A 13,546-nucleotide genomic window follows, 5' to 3' on the forward strand; every position below is an offset into this window, starting at 1 on the left:
CCCCTTACGCGCTGACCTGGCTGGAGAAATCCAGCAGATACTGATCGGTGATGCGCTGGCGCAGCATCAGGTTTTCCAGAGGCGGTACCGGCGTATAGTCGTAATCGATAGTGAGCTTCCCGGCTTTCAGGGAATCTTTATCGTTTACGGACTCATCCAGCCAGCAGTCGGCGCCGATGATGTAGCCCTGCGTTTTCAGGTTACGCAGTTTGGCGCGAATACCTTCGATAATGTCGCGGGCCAGTGACGGGTTAAGCACGCCATCCACCGCCCACATGTGCGCTTCGGCGATGGTGTCAGCCAGTACCTGCGCGGTGCGGGTGTAGTTTTCAAAGGCAAACAGTGGATCGTCACTGAGGCAACGGGAACCCCAGAAGCGGAAACCGTCTTTGCGGATCAGCGTGGTGACATCGTTCTGGTTCAGCAGCCCCGCATCGGTTGCCGGGTCCTGCAAATCCCAGAACACATCAGCAGAAATGCCGGTGACGCCATTCACGCCCACGTTGGACAGGGATTTGTGCCAGCCGGTCTGTTCGTCAATTTTGGCACGCAGGCCAAGCGCACGGGCTGAAGCATAAGCCGTTGCGTCAGCATTCAGCACGGTGTCAAAACTGATGAAATCAGGCCAGATCAGCATCCCCTCGCGCTGGCTGAAATTAGCGCGGTAAGCAATGGCCTCCTCTACCGTTTTACAGCCGTAGGCTGACAGATAGGCGAACCCGCGCAGACTCTGCGCCACGCTCAGCAGCTCAGTGGCAACTGCCTGCGTATCGTGCCCCGGCACGCCAAGAATGCGCGGCTTAACGCCGAGCTGGGACTGCGCAGATAACAGCGCTTTCATCCCAGTTTTTTTACCGTCGGCTGTCACGCCGCCGATAATGTTGGAGGTTGTCTCCGCTTCGGTTTCACCCTGTGCAACGCGCACAACGACGGTCACGGGTTTAGCCTGGTCGGCAATTGCATCCAGCGAGCGGGCCAGCGTGCCGGACTCGCCTGCTTTACCGCTGGCGGTCAGCACGTCGGTGAGCAGGACCGGTTTATTGAGGGGGAACACGGACGCATCTGCATCATCGCCGGTACAGACCATACCGACAATTGCTGTGCTTACTGTTGAAATAGGGCGGGTGCCATCGTTGACCTCAACGACACGCACACCGTGGTGATAATCCTGAGCCATACGGCGAACCCTCCGGTGTTTAGGTTTCGCCCTATGGTGAAGTGAATCAACTTTGTAGACAGCTTCACTGCATTGTTCTGTTATCCATACAATGCCGCAGGGAATTTCCGGTAGAGTGTAGACATACCCACATCAAAAATTAATGCGACACGTTGCCGCGACTCTCCTGCTTCCAGCAGTCTCCCCGCCTGCGCCCATTGTTCCGCTGTGAGTTTTGGTCGCCTGCCGCCGATACGCCCTTGCTGCCTGGCTGCTGCTAATCCGGCTCGGGTGCGCTCAACGATTAGCTCACGTTCCATTTCAGCAAGGGCTCCCATAACATGGAAAAAGAAACGCCCCATAGGAGTTGATGTGTCAATGCTATCGGTCAGGCTGCGGAAATTTATCCCTCTCCCGCGCAGGTCTTCGATTAGCGTAACAAGATGTCGCATGCTCCTGCCTAATCTATCCAGCTTCCAGACTACCAGCGTGTCTCCTTCTGAGAGTGTGCGCAGGACCTTTTTTAGCCCTGGCCGATCTGAGGTTTTTCCGCTCATTTTGTCCTCAAATATCAGCTCACATCCTGCGCACTCAAGCGCATTTCGTTGTAAAGCTGTGTTTTGGTCATTTGTTGACACCCTCACGTAACCGATTTGCATGATTTTTCGCCCATAAAAAAGTGGTGAATGATGCCACCATTTCATCGAGCATGGTCATTTCTGACTGTACTGCAGAGAATGGCCAACACGGACAATCATGACCGTGGTGGATAAAAAACCTTCGTTTGGGAGAGGGTGCAAAACTGCCCGCCGCAACAGGTACGCTTGCCACCCCTGGATGGATCACACTGCCGTTAAGCGGAGGACGGGATTTAATAATTCAATGGGGGATTGTGACAAATGGTGGAAGTGGTATAGCCGGAAATGCGCAATTACCTATAGCTTTTCCAAAATACTTTTTAGGAGGAGCTTTCGGCCCATTCGATACCAGCAATGGCGGCTTCTCAGTATCGTTTGCTACAAGATCTTTAACGGAGTTTGCCGCAGTATTCCGTGATGTTTCTAATGCGCCATACCCACATATTCCGGTTAGGCTTCAATCATCAAGCTATATTGCCATAGGCTTTTAAACGTTCGTTTGGGAGAAGCGGCAAAACTCGCCGCTGCGAGCGGCGTTTTGTCTAATAGCGGCTGGGCGAAATTCCCATTAATCGGCGGCATTACGTTAATGGTGCAGTGGGGACGATGGGAGGGAGGTGTAACAAGCACTACGTATAAGTGTGATATAACTTTTCCCGTGGCGTTTCCTACGGCCTGCTTCGGCGTATATTCAAGCGCAGGCGTGAGGGCATCCGATTATGATTATGTGCCAATTTATAGAACTTTAAGGCAAGCTGTTTCAATCGGCTACCCAACGAAAACGGGTGTTCACGCTCAGTTCTTCCTTGACGATACTCTGCCTGGTAATTCCCGTATGTTTACGTGGTTTGCAATAGGGTTTTAATTTAATCCTGTATCTAACCCGACTGTATATAAATAAAGCCCTTACGGGCTTTATTTCACTCAGGCCAATTTTTTACTACGTAACCGTTGTTTACTGCCTCAATGAGAATCCATTGAGGTATCGCAGGCAACGTTATGTCAGGCCATCCCTCACTCTCAGGCCAAACTTTAAACTTTTGCCTTACATCCAAAAGTTCCGCTTGCTGCTCAGAGGTTAATAAAACATTGTTGATAGTGTAATCAGAAACAAGCATTCGATCTGTACTGACGATGAATTCATCGCGCAAAGCACGGGCGCGTGCCTGGATTTGTTCCGGGCTTTCTTCCACAATGGGAATATCAATCCAGATCGGAAAACCATCAGATCCAATGCCACGCAATTTCCCTTCTGGTGGCGTCACGGAAAATTCGCTAAAAACACTATCCTCCACTTCGATTAAATCATTAGGAAGACTACCTGCATTTACATAAGACTCCTTTAAAGCTACGGGGTAAAAAGCATTATTTGCAGGGCTAAACCAATAGTTCATAACGCACTCCTTAGTTTGAGTCTCGGATCGTAAGTGCGGTTTCGTAAAATAATTATCTAGCTACTTTGTGTGAGTAATAACACAATACTTTGAGGTCAGTAGCCGACAGCGAACCAGTAAACGCTACGCTCAAAAGGTTGCTGGACGCCGTTCACTGTTCTGGCGCACAAGGCAAACGCACTGGTTTTATCCCTGATAAATCCATTAGTCATAGTTACCATGCTCACACCAGCGGAATCAGTTGTGTGGGCCATAGTGACCAGGCATAAACCACCTACGGGAAATGCGATTGGGAATTTAAAAGAATAATTACTCGCACCGGTTAAAAGCCCCCACTGCAACAGCATTTTTTTACCTCCAGAAACGGGAATATATAGCCAGCCATTAGCACCGATCTGTGCAGTGGCCGCCTCCATTTTTGCCGCTTCTCCCAAACGAAGGTATTCGATAATCCCATCCGCTGTCTTTCCAGACATAGTTGTCAGCGTGCTATCCAGCGGCTGCTTGCCTGCCAGTGCATTTGTCATGGTGGTTGCAAAGTTAGGATCGTTTCCTAACGCCGCTGCCAGCTCGTTCAGGGTATCAAGCGCCGCAGGTGATGAGCCAACAAGTGCAGCCAGAGCTGATTTTACGAAAGCAGTAGTGGCAATTTGCGTATTGTTGACAGTCTGCGCAGCCGTGGGCGCCGTCGGTGTTCCGGTCAGGACCGGGCTTGCCAGTGGGGCTTTGAGCGCAAGCGCGTTAGTAATGGTGGTGCTGAAATTAGGATCGTTGTTGATAGCCGCAGCAATTTCTTTCAGCGTGTCCAGCGTAGCCGGGGCACCATTTACCAAGGCGATCAGAGCCGCCTGCACAAACGCAGTTGTGGCAAGCTGAGTGGTATTGTTACCTGCAGCTGCAGTCGGGGCTTTCGGGGTGCCGGTAAACGTCGGGCTGGCTTTTGGCGCATACTGCGTATGCGGATCAGCTGCAGCAAGATGCGCCGCCATCAGCTCATCTACATACACCTTCAGTTCCAGCACCTTGTCATCCACATATTTTCGGGTAGCCAGCACTACGGAAGGATCAATTTTCAGCGTTATGTTATCGGTACTGCTGGTAATCAGTACCATGCGCACTGTCTGCGTGCGGCCGCTTCCCTCTGCCAGCTGCGGCTTGTAGCTCTCCGGGCAGTTCCCCACTGCGATCAGCGCGCCCGTTTCATCGAACAGCCCAACTTCACGAATCCACCAACCGCCCTCAGTTTCAGGAATCACCTGCTCAGCAATAATCTGGCTGCTGTTCTGCGGATCGATGTAAAGCATGTTCAGGTCAGCGCGCCGCTTTTCGGAAACCAGCTTCGTCTGTTGTGCGCTGGGAGTTGGAAGCACGCCGCCGCCATCCCCCACCGCCATCTGGGTAATTTTCAGCGGCACACCGAGCGCGGCAGCGCTTGCCAGTTTCGCCGCGCCAATATCCGTCAGCAGGGTATAAAATTTTGCGCTCATGGGTTCACTCTCATTGTGTCGATAACATGGACGGCGCCGCCCTCGTAGGCAGTGCCACCGGAAATGATGGTTTCGTTGATATACGGGTAAATCGTGATTTCTTCGCCGGTGTAAGTGGCAGCCCCAACGAAATATGGTCCGCTCGTCTGCAGGTTTATGGACATGCCGATCAGATGCCGGCTGCAGGGTTTGGCGTCATCAATCAGGCGCTCCAGCTCCAGATAGGTTTCTTCTGTTATGCCCTGGTCCTGCACCCCAATAGCCAGGCGAAACGTGCCCGGCGCCTCGCCGGTCTGCCACCATTCAATGATGCGGATCAGAAAGCCGAACGGCTCCACCACACGCCGCACAGCGCTGGTTGTGCCCTTGTGCTGATGGATATAGAACGCATCCTGCACCACACGGCGCTTCACGCTCTCCGCCCACCCTTCGTCCCAGCGATCAACCGAAAAGGCCCACGCCAGATACGGCAGAAACTTGACCGGGCATGTTGCCGGGTTCCATAAATCCCGAAGCGGCACCTGCAGATCGGAAATGCCGCTGCAGGTCTGCGCCAGGCGGCGCTCAAGCGGCGATGAGCCAGGAGGAAGCAGACTATTCATCCGTTCCCCCGTTGGTTACGCTCCATTCTGTACATGAAGCGGCTTGTGTCTTATCAAGCAATACATCAGCGAGCGGCGAGGCCAGCTCAACACGCTGTACACCTTCAACATGCAGCGCGGCATAAATAGCACTGCGGCGAATATCACGCCCCAGCCTCGTCTGGCTGGCGATATATTTCTGCAGGCTGGCTTTTGCCGCCTCCATCACCGGCTCAGCTTCTGGCCCCGGGTAAAGAAAGATCGTCGCATCCACGCTGTACGGAATGATTTCAGCGCTGCGCACCGTCAGACGGTCAGCAACCGGCCGCACGTTCTCACTGTTAAGCGCCTGTTCAACCACAGCCAGCAGATCCGCCGCAGCCGTTCCGTCGCCCTCACGGCTCAGCACGGTAAGCACCACCTCAGCCGGGGCCGGGCTGGTTGCGCTGGCGTCAGCCACTCGCCCGTCAGCGCTTTTAGCGTGAAACTCGTAAGCTCCCGTTGGGCCTGCAACTGACAGCCCTTCAAAAGCTGCAGGAACACGCTGACGCAGAGCCTCATCACTTTCCATCACGGCAGCAACCGGCGGTACCGCGTCGTTATCTGCAGGAATAACCGTCAGACGTTTTACGTTGCAGTTACCGGCCAGCTGATCGAGATCACTCCCCATGGAATAAGCCACCATGACCGCCTGCGCGGCCTCGTTAATGCGCTGGCGCAGGAGGATTTCACGATACGCATTTTCCTGCAGGAGCTTGGTTACAGGTTCAGACTCCAGCTCAAGCGTGCGCCTTACCGCGTCCTGCTCGTCTGCCGGATAAAGGGCTACAAACGCGGCTTTCCGTTCGTTTAACAGCGTTTCAAAATCCGGCACATCCACTATCTGCGGGGCGGGCAGCTGGGAAAGGTCAATGACTGCCATTGTCTGCTCCTGTTGATACCGAAAGTGAAACCGGCGCGCCGTTATCACGCTGCCCGGTAAGCTCAACCACCATCGAACCATCAAAACTGCTGTCTATGGTGATGGAATCCAGGGTAAGCCGTGGCTCCCAGCGACTCAGAGCCACATAGACCGCAGACATTACCTGCAGGCGGAGCGCCGGGTTCTGCGGCTGGTCTATCAGTTCAGACAGAAGCGAGCCATATTCCCGGCGGGCAATGCGGCTCCCCTGCGGGGTCAGCAGAATATCCCGGACCGACTGACGCAGGTGGTCCGTGTCGGTAATGGTCCTGCCGTTGCCCTGACTCATGCCGATATAAAGCGTCATACCGGGCCTCCTGATGTATCGCCGCCGGACTTAACGCCGGTATGACCGTGTTTATCGACTACGATCCCGTTAGAACTCATGGAACCGCCGCCCTGGGTGACGCCACCATTGATCACCACCTCGCTGTTTATGCGCGTGTTGCTTGCTTCCACCACAAATTCCCCCGTTTTCAGGGTTATGTTATCTGCAGCCTCGATCACCATGGATTTGATACCCCGCACATGCCAGCGGCCGGTCGCAGGTTCATATTCAAACCAGCCACCGTCCGGGTATTCCGTTATGCAGCCGTCAACTGAGTCCGACGGCGGCGCGAACTGGTTGGAATAGATCGCAGGTAAGGCAAAAGCGGTTTCCAGATTGCCGCCCATACTCAGCACCACTACCTGCTCATCCGGCGACGGGCACCACCATGTACGGGCACCACCTGCGCGCAGTGTCAACCAGTTAATCCAGTTGGTTTCAAGCTCGCCCACTTTCACCCGGCACAGCCAGTTTTCCCGGTCCACTTCGGTTACGGTGCCGGTGCGGATCAGGTTGGTGATAAGGCGCATGATTTCGGTTAGTTGTGCGTTCATGCAAATACAATGCAGAAAATATTTACTATCAACACTCGGTTGCTTTTGTATCGAACACTGTACAATAATCACAATCACTTCAAAAAAAACTGCATGAGCTATGAAATGCCACTATATAAATACGTTACAACTTCAACCCTAGAGTACATTCTTAATGGTTCAATACGATTCACACAACCAGGAGGATTTAACGATCCATTTGAATTAGCTTTGGAAGTTTATAATCCAAATTATAAGGAGGATGACCAAGTACAACTAAAATTTGACGTCCTATCTCAAGAATGCTTGATTGATAAATACACACTTGAGAAAGATTTTGAAGATGACAACTGCAGCGACCTTTTTTCTCGTGAACTCATTAGCAACTTAAATAAAGAGATAGGTATACTATGCCTATCAAAAAACTCAGACTCTCACTTAATGTGGGCTCACTACGCTGATGAATATAGTGGTGCCGTCATAGAGTTCGATGAAAGTCACGAGTATTTCTCTGGTTTAACGAAAGTTAAATACGAAAAACACCGACCGATTATTCACATGAACTATTTTTTAGAAAATAAAAAGATCCCAATCTCAAACCTATGTATAAAATCAGACGTTTGGGAGTATGAAAAAGAATACCGATTAATAAGATCATTGCGAGATTGTAAAAAAAACAAAGCTAAAGCCAAGAAGTTTGATATTTATACAAATGATATACCACTTGATGCAATCAAAGCTGTTACCCTTGGTGAGCGATGCGCACCAGAATCCGTTCGAAAGATTTATAACAAACTCAAAGACACTCATATTGCTTTGAGCATAGCTGCATTATCAAACTGGAAGTATGAATTCCGTTATGAACAAATAAAATTAAATGAGCCTGTTAAAAACATGTCACCTATGATCTCACCGCGCACAGCTGAGATTTTTGCTGAAGATAAAACAGCTTTAGGCGACATTGCCAGATTTATGTTGGAACGTCATCCGATGTCCAAGGTAACTAAATGGCGCTTATAATTAACGATTCAACCAATCAAATATAATATCTGTAATTAATCGCTCTGACTCAAAATTATAGCCAAGAAGACGTCGCTCTGGGTACCGAACCTTCAGACCATTGCGACTGACACGATCACGCAGGCCATAGTGGTGAACACGGGCAATGCGCTGCACTTTCCCATCAAACTGCACGCTGGCAGAGTCCGCAGTGGCGGATGTTTTCAGGTATTTAGTGGTGCGCAATTTGGCGAACATCTGGCGCTTGATGCGCCCCTTTTTACTTCTGGCCGTCACCCGGCGCGGCTCAAAGGTGGTGCCGTCTGGATTGCGCTGCAGCCTGATATTTTGCTGTTGCGACCGGCGCAGCTCCTGCGCCAGCTGTCGCATCATACGGTTGCGGGCTGCCGGTTCCAGATTCGCCAGCAGGGCCGCCAGCCAGTCATCCACCCTCTGCAGGTCATCCACGTTTCACCGTCCACATTTCTTCGGGTACGTCGGGTTCCGGCACCGCTTCAACGCTCGATACGGTGCCGTCTGTGCTGACAATCACGCGCTCCGTGAGCTGCAGATTGAGGCTGATATCACACAGATCGTTGCTCAGGATATCGACGTCAAAGGTAAAAAGTTTTTCGCGCAGCTCCGGGTTGTTGATAGCGTCCGGTTGATTGGTCATTAACCAGAGCAATACGGGCGCCATCACTAAATTCTGGTTGCCGCTAAAGTCTTCAATCACCACATTCAGGGTGTAGCGATATTCCCATGACATTGAACGGGCGCCGGTTGCGACCAGCGAACCGTTATCAACAAAAAGGTGCAGTTTGTCCGGGTTGTCATGGACATACGCCACCGATTTATTCAGGGCGTTGCGTAAGGACTGCGGCTTGTTCACTGTCTCGCTCCTGACACGCTATGATCGTGTCCACTTTGTCGGCACATACTGCCCAGGCGGCCTCAGTCTCATCCAGCACCTGGTTCAAATCCCCATTACTGCGCGGCGCTGACCTGTCCAGGCGGCATTGCGTCACTTTTGGACAACCACTCACGGTAAGCTGCACCTCCGGCGAGGGCCGGGCGCTCCCGCAGCCGGATAATGTCAGCAGACAAAGGAGTGTCAGCCCAGCGGCGTAGATCCTCGTTTTCACGTTTTAGCTCCTCGATCCGGCGCTGGCGACTCCGCAACAGCGAGGAAGTCTCCTCCGCTGCAGCATAAAGTTGCATCTGCGCCCGGCTGTTGGTTTCGGTAAGAATGGACAGGCTGATGAGCTGGCTGTTTTTCTTCGCCAGCTCCTGCTTGTTCTTTTTAAGCGCCTCAGCCTGCGTCCCGATGGTGTGACCGGCATTGTTAAGCCGCCATGACTGCCAGCCCAGCAGTGCCAGCACCAGAGCCAGGATCACCGCCAGCGCGCGCGTCATGTCCCTGCCCCTTTAAGACACCAGGCAAGCTCACGGGCGCGCCTGTTTTCCAGCCCTTTATTCCGTTGACCATTTACATAAACCCAGCGGGGGAGCTGGTTGCACGCCTGCCACCACTGCTGGCGATTGATGTAAGAAACCATTGTTGACCGGCAGATTGCCCCCGTTCCGACATTAAAACCGATACTGATCAGGGCATCGTAAACATGCTGAGGTGGTTTAACCTGCAGGCAGGCTTCAATCCTTTTTTCCGTCAGCAACACGTTATTAATCAGCCCCTGCGCGGCCTGTCGCTCCGTTATGGTTTTGCCCGGCACTACCCCGAACGTATTGCCGATCCCGTCAGTCCAGACCCCGGCGCTGCACTGGTATGGCTGGAGACGACACCCTTCGAAATCAGCAATCAGTTTCAGCCCCTCGACGGAGGTATGAAGCGACTGAAAACCCGGCAGCGTGGCGGCAATCGCCAGCACCGCGCCGACCAGGCAACGCTTAACGATTGAAGGACTCATATTCCCCCCTGGATATTCTGCCGTCCCGCAGCAGCTGGTAGGCTTTCAAGCGTAAATAACAGGTCACCGCTGCAGTAATAATCCCCAGCGCAAGACCGGTGATGGTCGATACATCTTTAAGAGACAAATCGCCGAGCCATGCCAGAAGCAGGGCAACGCAGTAAGTGATAAAGGCGCTGATTCGTTCAAGCGTCATAATTCAGTCCCATAGCTGAACGGTCTGCGTCGTGGTTGTCGCCGGAATATCCGGCAGCTCCACCTGTAGACCGTGCGGTAAAAAAGGGCCATACTCAGCCAGCCCCGGATTTGCCTGCAGAACCTGCTCGGTGACACCCTGCGTGCGCCCGTAATGACGCCAGCAAAGCGCGTCCACCGTGTCATACTGGTGCGCACGCACTTTCATCAGATAAGCTCCACCGTGCAGTGCGGTGCACTCCTGCACCCGGCTGATAGCCCAGCGGGCATCACGCCACAGTTCGCCGCTGGCCTCCGCCAGCTCCTCCCCTCGCTTTATCCCCGACGTCGTGGCGTCATAATCCTGGTAACGCTCATTGAGCACGGCGCGCGCCCAGCAATACACGGCGTTAAGGTAGTGCTGGATGCGCTCGCTTTTGCCGTCCAGCATTTCCGCCGGCACCTCAGCCAGATCCCGGTAGCCCTGCATCTGCTGGCGGTTGCGGAAGTCGTACAGCTCAGCGTTAACTTCGGAAATGGCTGTCAGTGCAACCTGCCTGAGACGGGGCTGCGTCACCGTGCCGTCAGTTCGCATCACGCTGCGAAACTTCGACAGGTCCACATCGGGCCAGAACGGCGTATTTTTAATAACGTCCGCCTGTTCCGGTGCCTGTTCTGGCGCAATAAACTGCATGCGGCTTTCTCCTGAAATTGTGGGCGGTGGACGGGGTTTTGATGTGGCAGTGCCTTTCGCCACCCCGTGCCGCCCGTGCGCGGGGCACGTTCGTTAGCGGCTGTCACTGCGCAATCTACGTTCCAGCTGCTGCTTTTCTTTTTTCACGCCGCAGCGGGGATCGAGCTGCAGCGCATGGGTAAGGTGATTAAGGGCAGAAGCCGGGTTGCTTTCGGTCAGTACCTCGCCGATGGCTTTGTGCAGGCGTGCCCGGGACTGGTCCGGCATATCCAGATCGGTAGTCAGTTCCAGCGTCTGCAGGAGCAGATCGGCATCAAAACCGGCGGCGGCCAGCAGGGCGCTTTGTGCAGCATCCGCCATTTCTTCCGCCAGAACGGTCTGCACGTTGCGGTTGCCCAGCGGCATCACCCAGCCATGGCGCAGCGCATGACGCCCGATTTCCAGCGCACCGGCATAATCACCGGCATCGATACGCCACAGCATCACGTACATCAGCACGTCATCCTGCTGTGCACCTCCGGCAGCCAGCACGCCCTCCGCCCAGGCGGCATACTTCGGCAGAAGCTCCACCTTGATTGCCGCCTTTTTCACAGTGGACTGGATACCCTTGAGGCGGCGGCGGTCTTCTGCCAGCTGCAGCAGCATAAGGTCATAGCCGGACGCATGGCGAACGCTGCCGCCCTCCCGGGCGGCCTGTTCGGCCTGAATGCGCAGGCGGTGCTGCCGTGCGGGACTCAGGCTCATGCGTTACTCCCCACCTTCCGGCGCAGCTGGGGCGGTGAAGTCACCGATAGTGATGTTTTCGACCAAGGCCGCACAGCGGTAGTCTTCAATCACGTACGCTTCGTTGACGGATTCGAAGTTCTCAATTCGGTCACGTTTTGGGTTGTCGATAACAGAACGGCGGCGGGTGTCCTCCTGCCAGTAAATGGACAGGTTATCCAAACGGGTGATCAGCAGGGCATTCGCCGGGAAGAACGGCGCACGAACCGCCTGCAACCCACCCATGCGTTTCTGGCTGATAATCAGATCGGCGGCGATTTTCTCGCTGTTTTCCTGCTCTTTGTTAACCAGCGGGAAATACTTGTCAGACAGCAGCTCGCGGCCGCAGATAACAACCATCTCGTCATCGTCCTGATAAACCACGTCGATCAGCTCGTTGACCGCATCCATCACCAAGGCGTCCAGGTTGGCATAGTCGCCGCCCTTGCCCACCTTCACCGCGCCTGCGGTGATGGTGCCGTCCAGGGTGGTGCTGCCCATAACGTGGTCCGGCGCATCTTCGCGGATTTTCTGCAGCCAGCCCTTATTCACGTCCTGCAGCAGCGGGTTTTCAGCGCGATTAGAGGTTTTGGCACGCTTAACGCCGTTGAAGCCGATCATGATGCGGTCCAGCGCCTGACGCTTGACGATGGCGTTACGGATACGCACCTGGAAGTCCTGGAATTTCGCCCACAGGTCCAGCTTTGCGTAGGTCAGCACCGTATCAAAGTTGGTCTGTTCGCATTTATATTCCACGTCCTCCATCAGCATCGAATCGATAGGTTCGCGCTCTTTGGTGGTGGTGTCGGTGGTCCCGGCAATGGAGGAGCCAACGCCCAGGCCAAGCAGCTGGCCGGACTGTTCCGCAACCGGCGTGATGTTAATCAGCGTCAGGAAAGCGGCGGACTGCTGGATCTGATCTTCCAGCGTCTGCTGTACGGACGGCTCTACGGTGAACTTGCTGGACAGTTCTTCCACTTCCACGTTGTTCAGGCGCGCCAGCTGCTGAAGGTAGGCGTTAAAGGCAAAGCGGGTATTCTTTTTCATCGGGTTTTATGCTCCATCAGCAATTGGTCAGGGTGCCAGCTGGTGCGTCACCGCCCGGCGCGCGCTGGCGGTAATCTTTACGGCTGTCTTCACGGCTCAGCTGCTGCTGAAGCTCGGCAAAGGCGGCCTGCTGCTCCTGCAGCGAGGATTCAAGCTCAGACATGCGCGCGTCCTGGTCGGACAGAGATTTATCAGTACGCTCGCTCAGGTTCTGCTGTTCGGTGACAACCAGCTCGACGGCTTTGTGCACGTCTGAAAAACGCGCATCGTCGGTCTGCTCTTTTTTGGTAAACAGCGCGGAAACGCGGGCAAAGAGGGACGGCTTTTCGTCCTGGGTTTCTTCCAGTTCGATCAGCGTTTCTTCAGCGGCGGTAAACAGGTTTTCAGGACTCTGCTTGCGGTTTGCCAGCGGGTTGTGCTCGGCACTGGCGCTGAAGGTCAGCATCTCAGTGCCCAGGCTCGCCGGATCGTCAGTGGCGGCCAGGCCCACAAGGTAGGCTTTGCCGGTGTCGGCAAACTTCGGGCTGACTTCCATAGAGGTGAAAAGCTTCTGGCCTTTCTTGACCAGTTCAACCAGTGCGCTGGTCGGCTCCACGTCGGCATACAGCGCCATTTTGCCCTTCAGCGGGCCGTCCTGAATTTCTTCAGCAACCAGCCCTGCCACCCTGCCGTAGCGGTTGAAGGTGCTTTCCGGCAGATAAGACTTGATGTGCTCAAGGTTAATCAGCGCGGTGTAGACCTCCGGATTGTAGCTGGCCGCCATCTGCTCCAGCCATTCGCGCTGGATTTCGCGTCCGTCGGTGGTGGCACCTTCCACCCCGATGCGGAAACGCTTTGCTTTCACTGTCATGAGCCGTGCTCCGT

At 54.1% G+C, this 13,546-nt stretch carries 21 protein-coding genes and 1 pseudogene; 3 read left to right on the plus strand and 19 right to left on the minus strand.

Going from position 1 to position 13,546, the window contains the following annotated elements; all coding sequences use genetic code 11:
- Window positions 1-4: 4 nt before the first annotated feature.
- Both EXW94_RS21315 and EXW94_RS21320 read right to left on the minus strand, forming a co-directional pair.
- Window positions 5-1,177, minus strand: a complete 1,173-nt coding sequence (locus EXW94_RS21315; RefSeq protein WP_007848866.1) for a phage tail sheath protein — start codon at window positions 1,175-1,177, stop codon at window positions 5-7.
- Window positions 1,178-1,257: 80 nt separating this feature from the next.
- Window positions 1,258-1,815 (minus strand): recombinase family protein, encoded by a 558-nt coding sequence (locus EXW94_RS21320; protein ID WP_174341025.1) that lies wholly within the window; start codon window positions 1,813-1,815, stop codon window positions 1,258-1,260.
- Window positions 1,816-2,048: 233 nt separating this feature from the next.
- Here EXW94_RS21320 and EXW94_RS21325 point away from each other — a divergent pair, with 233 nt between their 5' ends.
- Together EXW94_RS21325 and EXW94_RS28590 are read left to right on the plus strand one after the other, a co-directional pair.
- Complete coding sequence (locus EXW94_RS21325; protein WP_141395143.1) at window positions 2,049-2,285, plus strand: hypothetical protein; 237 nt, start codon at window positions 2,049-2,051, stop codon at window positions 2,283-2,285.
- A 98-nt stretch (window positions 2,286-2,383) separates the two neighbouring features.
- On the plus strand, window positions 2,384-2,659 hold the full coding sequence (locus tag EXW94_RS28590; RefSeq protein ID WP_375336651.1) for a hypothetical protein: 276 nt from the start codon (window positions 2,384-2,386) through the stop codon (window positions 2,657-2,659).
- A gap of 55 nt (window positions 2,660-2,714) precedes the next feature.
- Here EXW94_RS28590 and EXW94_RS21330 read toward each other — a convergent pair whose 3' ends face one another.
- The 6 genes from EXW94_RS21330 to EXW94_RS21355 form a co-directional block, all read right to left on the minus strand.
- Entirely contained in the window at window positions 2,715-3,188 is a 474-nt protein-coding gene (locus EXW94_RS21330) for a tail fiber assembly protein (RefSeq protein WP_174340944.1), read from the minus strand.
- A gap of 95 nt (window positions 3,189-3,283) precedes the next feature.
- Window positions 3,284-4,675 carry a phage tail protein gene (locus EXW94_RS21335; RefSeq protein ID WP_254797866.1) on the minus strand — a complete coding sequence of 464 codons (1,392 nt, stop codon included), beginning with the start codon at window positions 4,673-4,675 and terminating at the stop codon, window positions 3,284-3,286.
- Window positions 4,672-5,277, minus strand: a complete 606-nt coding sequence (locus EXW94_RS21340) for a phage tail protein I (protein ID WP_174340945.1) — start codon at window positions 5,275-5,277, stop codon at window positions 4,672-4,674. The genes EXW94_RS21335 and EXW94_RS21340 overlap by 4 nt, the downstream gene beginning before the upstream one ends.
- Window positions 5,270-6,178: a baseplate assembly protein gene (locus EXW94_RS21345; RefSeq protein ID WP_174340946.1), complete on the minus strand. Its 909-nt coding sequence runs from the start codon at window positions 6,176-6,178 to the stop codon at window positions 5,270-5,272. Before EXW94_RS21345 ends, EXW94_RS21340 begins: the two co-directional genes overlap by 8 nt.
- Window positions 6,165-6,524 carry a GPW/gp25 family protein gene (locus EXW94_RS21350; protein ID WP_015386368.1) on the minus strand — a complete coding sequence of 120 codons (360 nt, stop codon included), beginning with the start codon at window positions 6,522-6,524 and terminating at the stop codon, window positions 6,165-6,167. Before EXW94_RS21350 ends, EXW94_RS21345 begins: the two co-directional genes overlap by 14 nt.
- Complete coding sequence (locus tag EXW94_RS21355; RefSeq protein ID WP_174340947.1) at window positions 6,521-7,099, minus strand: phage baseplate assembly protein V; 579 nt, start codon at window positions 7,097-7,099, stop codon at window positions 6,521-6,523. Before EXW94_RS21355 ends, EXW94_RS21350 begins: the two co-directional genes overlap by 4 nt.
- Before the next feature lie 93 nt (window positions 7,100-7,192).
- Here EXW94_RS21355 and EXW94_RS21360 point away from each other — a divergent pair, with 93 nt between their 5' ends.
- Window positions 7,193-8,098 (plus strand): DUF2971 domain-containing protein, encoded by a 906-nt coding sequence (locus EXW94_RS21360; protein WP_174340948.1) that lies wholly within the window; start codon window positions 7,193-7,195, stop codon window positions 8,096-8,098.
- Here EXW94_RS21360 and EXW94_RS21365 read toward each other — a convergent pair whose 3' ends face one another.
- The 11 genes and pseudogenes from EXW94_RS21365 to EXW94_RS21410 all read right to left on the minus strand — a co-directional run bounded on the left by EXW94_RS21365 (window position 8,099) and on the right by EXW94_RS21410 (window position 13,532).
- The gene (locus tag EXW94_RS21365; protein ID WP_174340949.1) at window positions 8,099-8,545 is read right to left on the minus strand and encodes a phage virion morphogenesis protein; all 447 of its coding nucleotides are present in this window, start codon (window positions 8,543-8,545) and stop codon (window positions 8,099-8,101) included.
- Entirely contained in the window at window positions 8,538-8,969 is a 432-nt protein-coding gene (locus tag EXW94_RS21370) for a phage tail protein (protein WP_174340950.1), read from the minus strand. Before EXW94_RS21370 ends, EXW94_RS21365 begins: the two co-directional genes overlap by 8 nt.
- Complete coding sequence (gene lysC / locus EXW94_RS28095) at window positions 8,932-9,180, minus strand: Rz1-like lysis system protein LysC (protein ID WP_223195361.1); 249 nt, start codon at window positions 9,178-9,180, stop codon at window positions 8,932-8,934. Before lysC ends, EXW94_RS21370 begins: the two co-directional genes overlap by 38 nt.
- Complete coding sequence (gene lysB, locus EXW94_RS28310) at window positions 9,065-9,493, minus strand: Rz-like lysis system protein LysB (protein ID WP_174340951.1); 429 nt, start codon at window positions 9,491-9,493, stop codon at window positions 9,065-9,067. The genes lysC and lysB overlap by 116 nt, the downstream gene beginning before the upstream one ends.
- The gene (locus EXW94_RS21380) at window positions 9,490-10,005 is read right to left on the minus strand and encodes a lysozyme (protein ID WP_174340952.1); all 516 of its coding nucleotides are present in this window, start codon (window positions 10,003-10,005) and stop codon (window positions 9,490-9,492) included. The genes lysB and EXW94_RS21380 overlap by 4 nt, the downstream gene beginning before the upstream one ends.
- Window positions 9,986-10,201, minus strand: coding sequence for a hypothetical protein (locus EXW94_RS21385; protein ID WP_050870765.1), 216 nt, complete (start codon window positions 10,199-10,201; stop codon window positions 9,986-9,988). Before EXW94_RS21385 ends, EXW94_RS21380 begins: the two co-directional genes overlap by 20 nt.
- 3 nt (window positions 10,202-10,204) lie before the next feature.
- Window positions 10,205-10,408 (minus strand): tail protein X, encoded by a 204-nt coding sequence (locus tag EXW94_RS21390; RefSeq protein ID WP_174340953.1) that lies wholly within the window; start codon window positions 10,406-10,408, stop codon window positions 10,205-10,207.
- Window positions 10,408-10,873: pseudogene (locus EXW94_RS21395) on the minus strand (head completion/stabilization protein). Before EXW94_RS21395 ends, EXW94_RS21390 begins: the two are co-directional and overlap by 1 nt.
- 93 nt (window positions 10,874-10,966) lie before the next feature.
- Window positions 10,967-11,617 (minus strand): phage terminase small subunit, encoded by a 651-nt coding sequence (gene gpM / locus EXW94_RS21400; RefSeq protein ID WP_174340954.1) that lies wholly within the window; start codon window positions 11,615-11,617, stop codon window positions 10,967-10,969.
- A 3-nt stretch (window positions 11,618-11,620) separates the two neighbouring features.
- The gene (locus EXW94_RS21405) at window positions 11,621-12,682 is read right to left on the minus strand and encodes a phage major capsid protein, P2 family (RefSeq protein ID WP_174340955.1); all 1,062 of its coding nucleotides are present in this window, start codon (window positions 12,680-12,682) and stop codon (window positions 11,621-11,623) included.
- 16 nt (window positions 12,683-12,698) lie between these two features.
- Window positions 12,699-13,532, minus strand: coding sequence for a GPO family capsid scaffolding protein (locus tag EXW94_RS21410; RefSeq protein WP_174340956.1), 834 nt, complete (start codon window positions 13,530-13,532; stop codon window positions 12,699-12,701).
- Between the last annotated feature and the right edge of the window lie 14 nt (window positions 13,533-13,546).

Source organism: Enterobacter sp. JMULE2 (assembly GCF_013337145.1).
In the GTDB taxonomy this organism is placed as follows: Bacteria; Pseudomonadota; Gammaproteobacteria; order Enterobacterales; family Enterobacteriaceae; genus Enterobacter; species Enterobacter mori.

Bases quoted from the DNA above. Each gene is read 5' to 3' on its own strand.
- EXW94_RS21345 (WP_174340946.1), bottom strand. From the start codon at position 6,178: ATGGCAGTCATTGACCTTTCCCAGCTGCCCGCCCCGCAGATAGTGGAT.
- EXW94_RS21380 (WP_174340952.1), bottom strand. From the start codon at position 10,005: ATGAGTCCTTCAATCGTTAAGCGTTGCCTGGTCGGCGCGGTGCTGGCG.
- EXW94_RS21335 (WP_254797866.1), bottom strand. From the start codon at position 4,675: ATGAGCGCAAAATTTTATACCCTGCTGACGGATATTGGCGCGGCGAAA.
- EXW94_RS21315 (WP_007848866.1), bottom strand. From the start codon at position 1,177: ATGGCTCAGGATTATCACCACGGTGTGCGTGTCGTTGAGGTCAACGAT.
- EXW94_RS21340 (WP_174340945.1), bottom strand. From the start codon at position 5,277: ATGAATAGTCTGCTTCCTCCTGGCTCATCGCCGCTTGAGCGCCGCCTG.
- EXW94_RS21320 (WP_174341025.1), bottom strand. From the start codon at position 1,815: ATGCAAATCGGTTACGTGAGGGTGTCAACAAATGACCAAAACACAGCT.
- EXW94_RS21405 (WP_174340955.1), bottom strand. From the start codon at position 12,682: ATGAAAAAGAATACCCGCTTTGCCTTTAACGCCTACCTTCAGCAGCTG.
- EXW94_RS21360 (WP_174340948.1), top strand. From the start codon at position 7,193: ATGAGCTATGAAATGCCACTATATAAATACGTTACAACTTCAACCCTA.
- lysB (WP_174340951.1), bottom strand. From the start codon at position 9,493: ATGACGCGCGCGCTGGCGGTGATCCTGGCTCTGGTGCTGGCACTGCTG.
- gpM (WP_174340954.1), bottom strand. From the start codon at position 11,617: ATGAGCCTGAGTCCCGCACGGCAGCACCGCCTGCGCATTCAGGCCGAA.
- EXW94_RS28590 (WP_375336651.1), top strand. From the start codon at position 2,384: ATGGTGCAGTGGGGACGATGGGAGGGAGGTGTAACAAGCACTACGTAT.
- EXW94_RS21410 (WP_174340956.1), bottom strand. From the start codon at position 13,532: ATGACAGTGAAAGCAAAGCGTTTCCGCATCGGGGTGGAAGGTGCCACC.
- EXW94_RS21330 (WP_174340944.1), bottom strand. From the start codon at position 3,188: ATGAACTATTGGTTTAGCCCTGCAAATAATGCTTTTTACCCCGTAGCT.
- EXW94_RS21355 (WP_174340947.1), bottom strand. From the start codon at position 7,099: ATGAACGCACAACTAACCGAAATCATGCGCCTTATCACCAACCTGATC.
- EXW94_RS21385 (WP_050870765.1), bottom strand. From the start codon at position 10,201: ATGACGCTTGAACGAATCAGCGCCTTTATCACTTACTGCGTTGCCCTG.
- EXW94_RS21390 (WP_174340953.1), bottom strand. From the start codon at position 10,408: ATGAAAGTGCGTGCGCACCAGTATGACACGGTGGACGCGCTTTGCTGG.
- EXW94_RS21350 (WP_015386368.1), bottom strand. From the start codon at position 6,524: ATGACGCTTTATATCGGCATGAGTCAGGGCAACGGCAGGACCATTACC.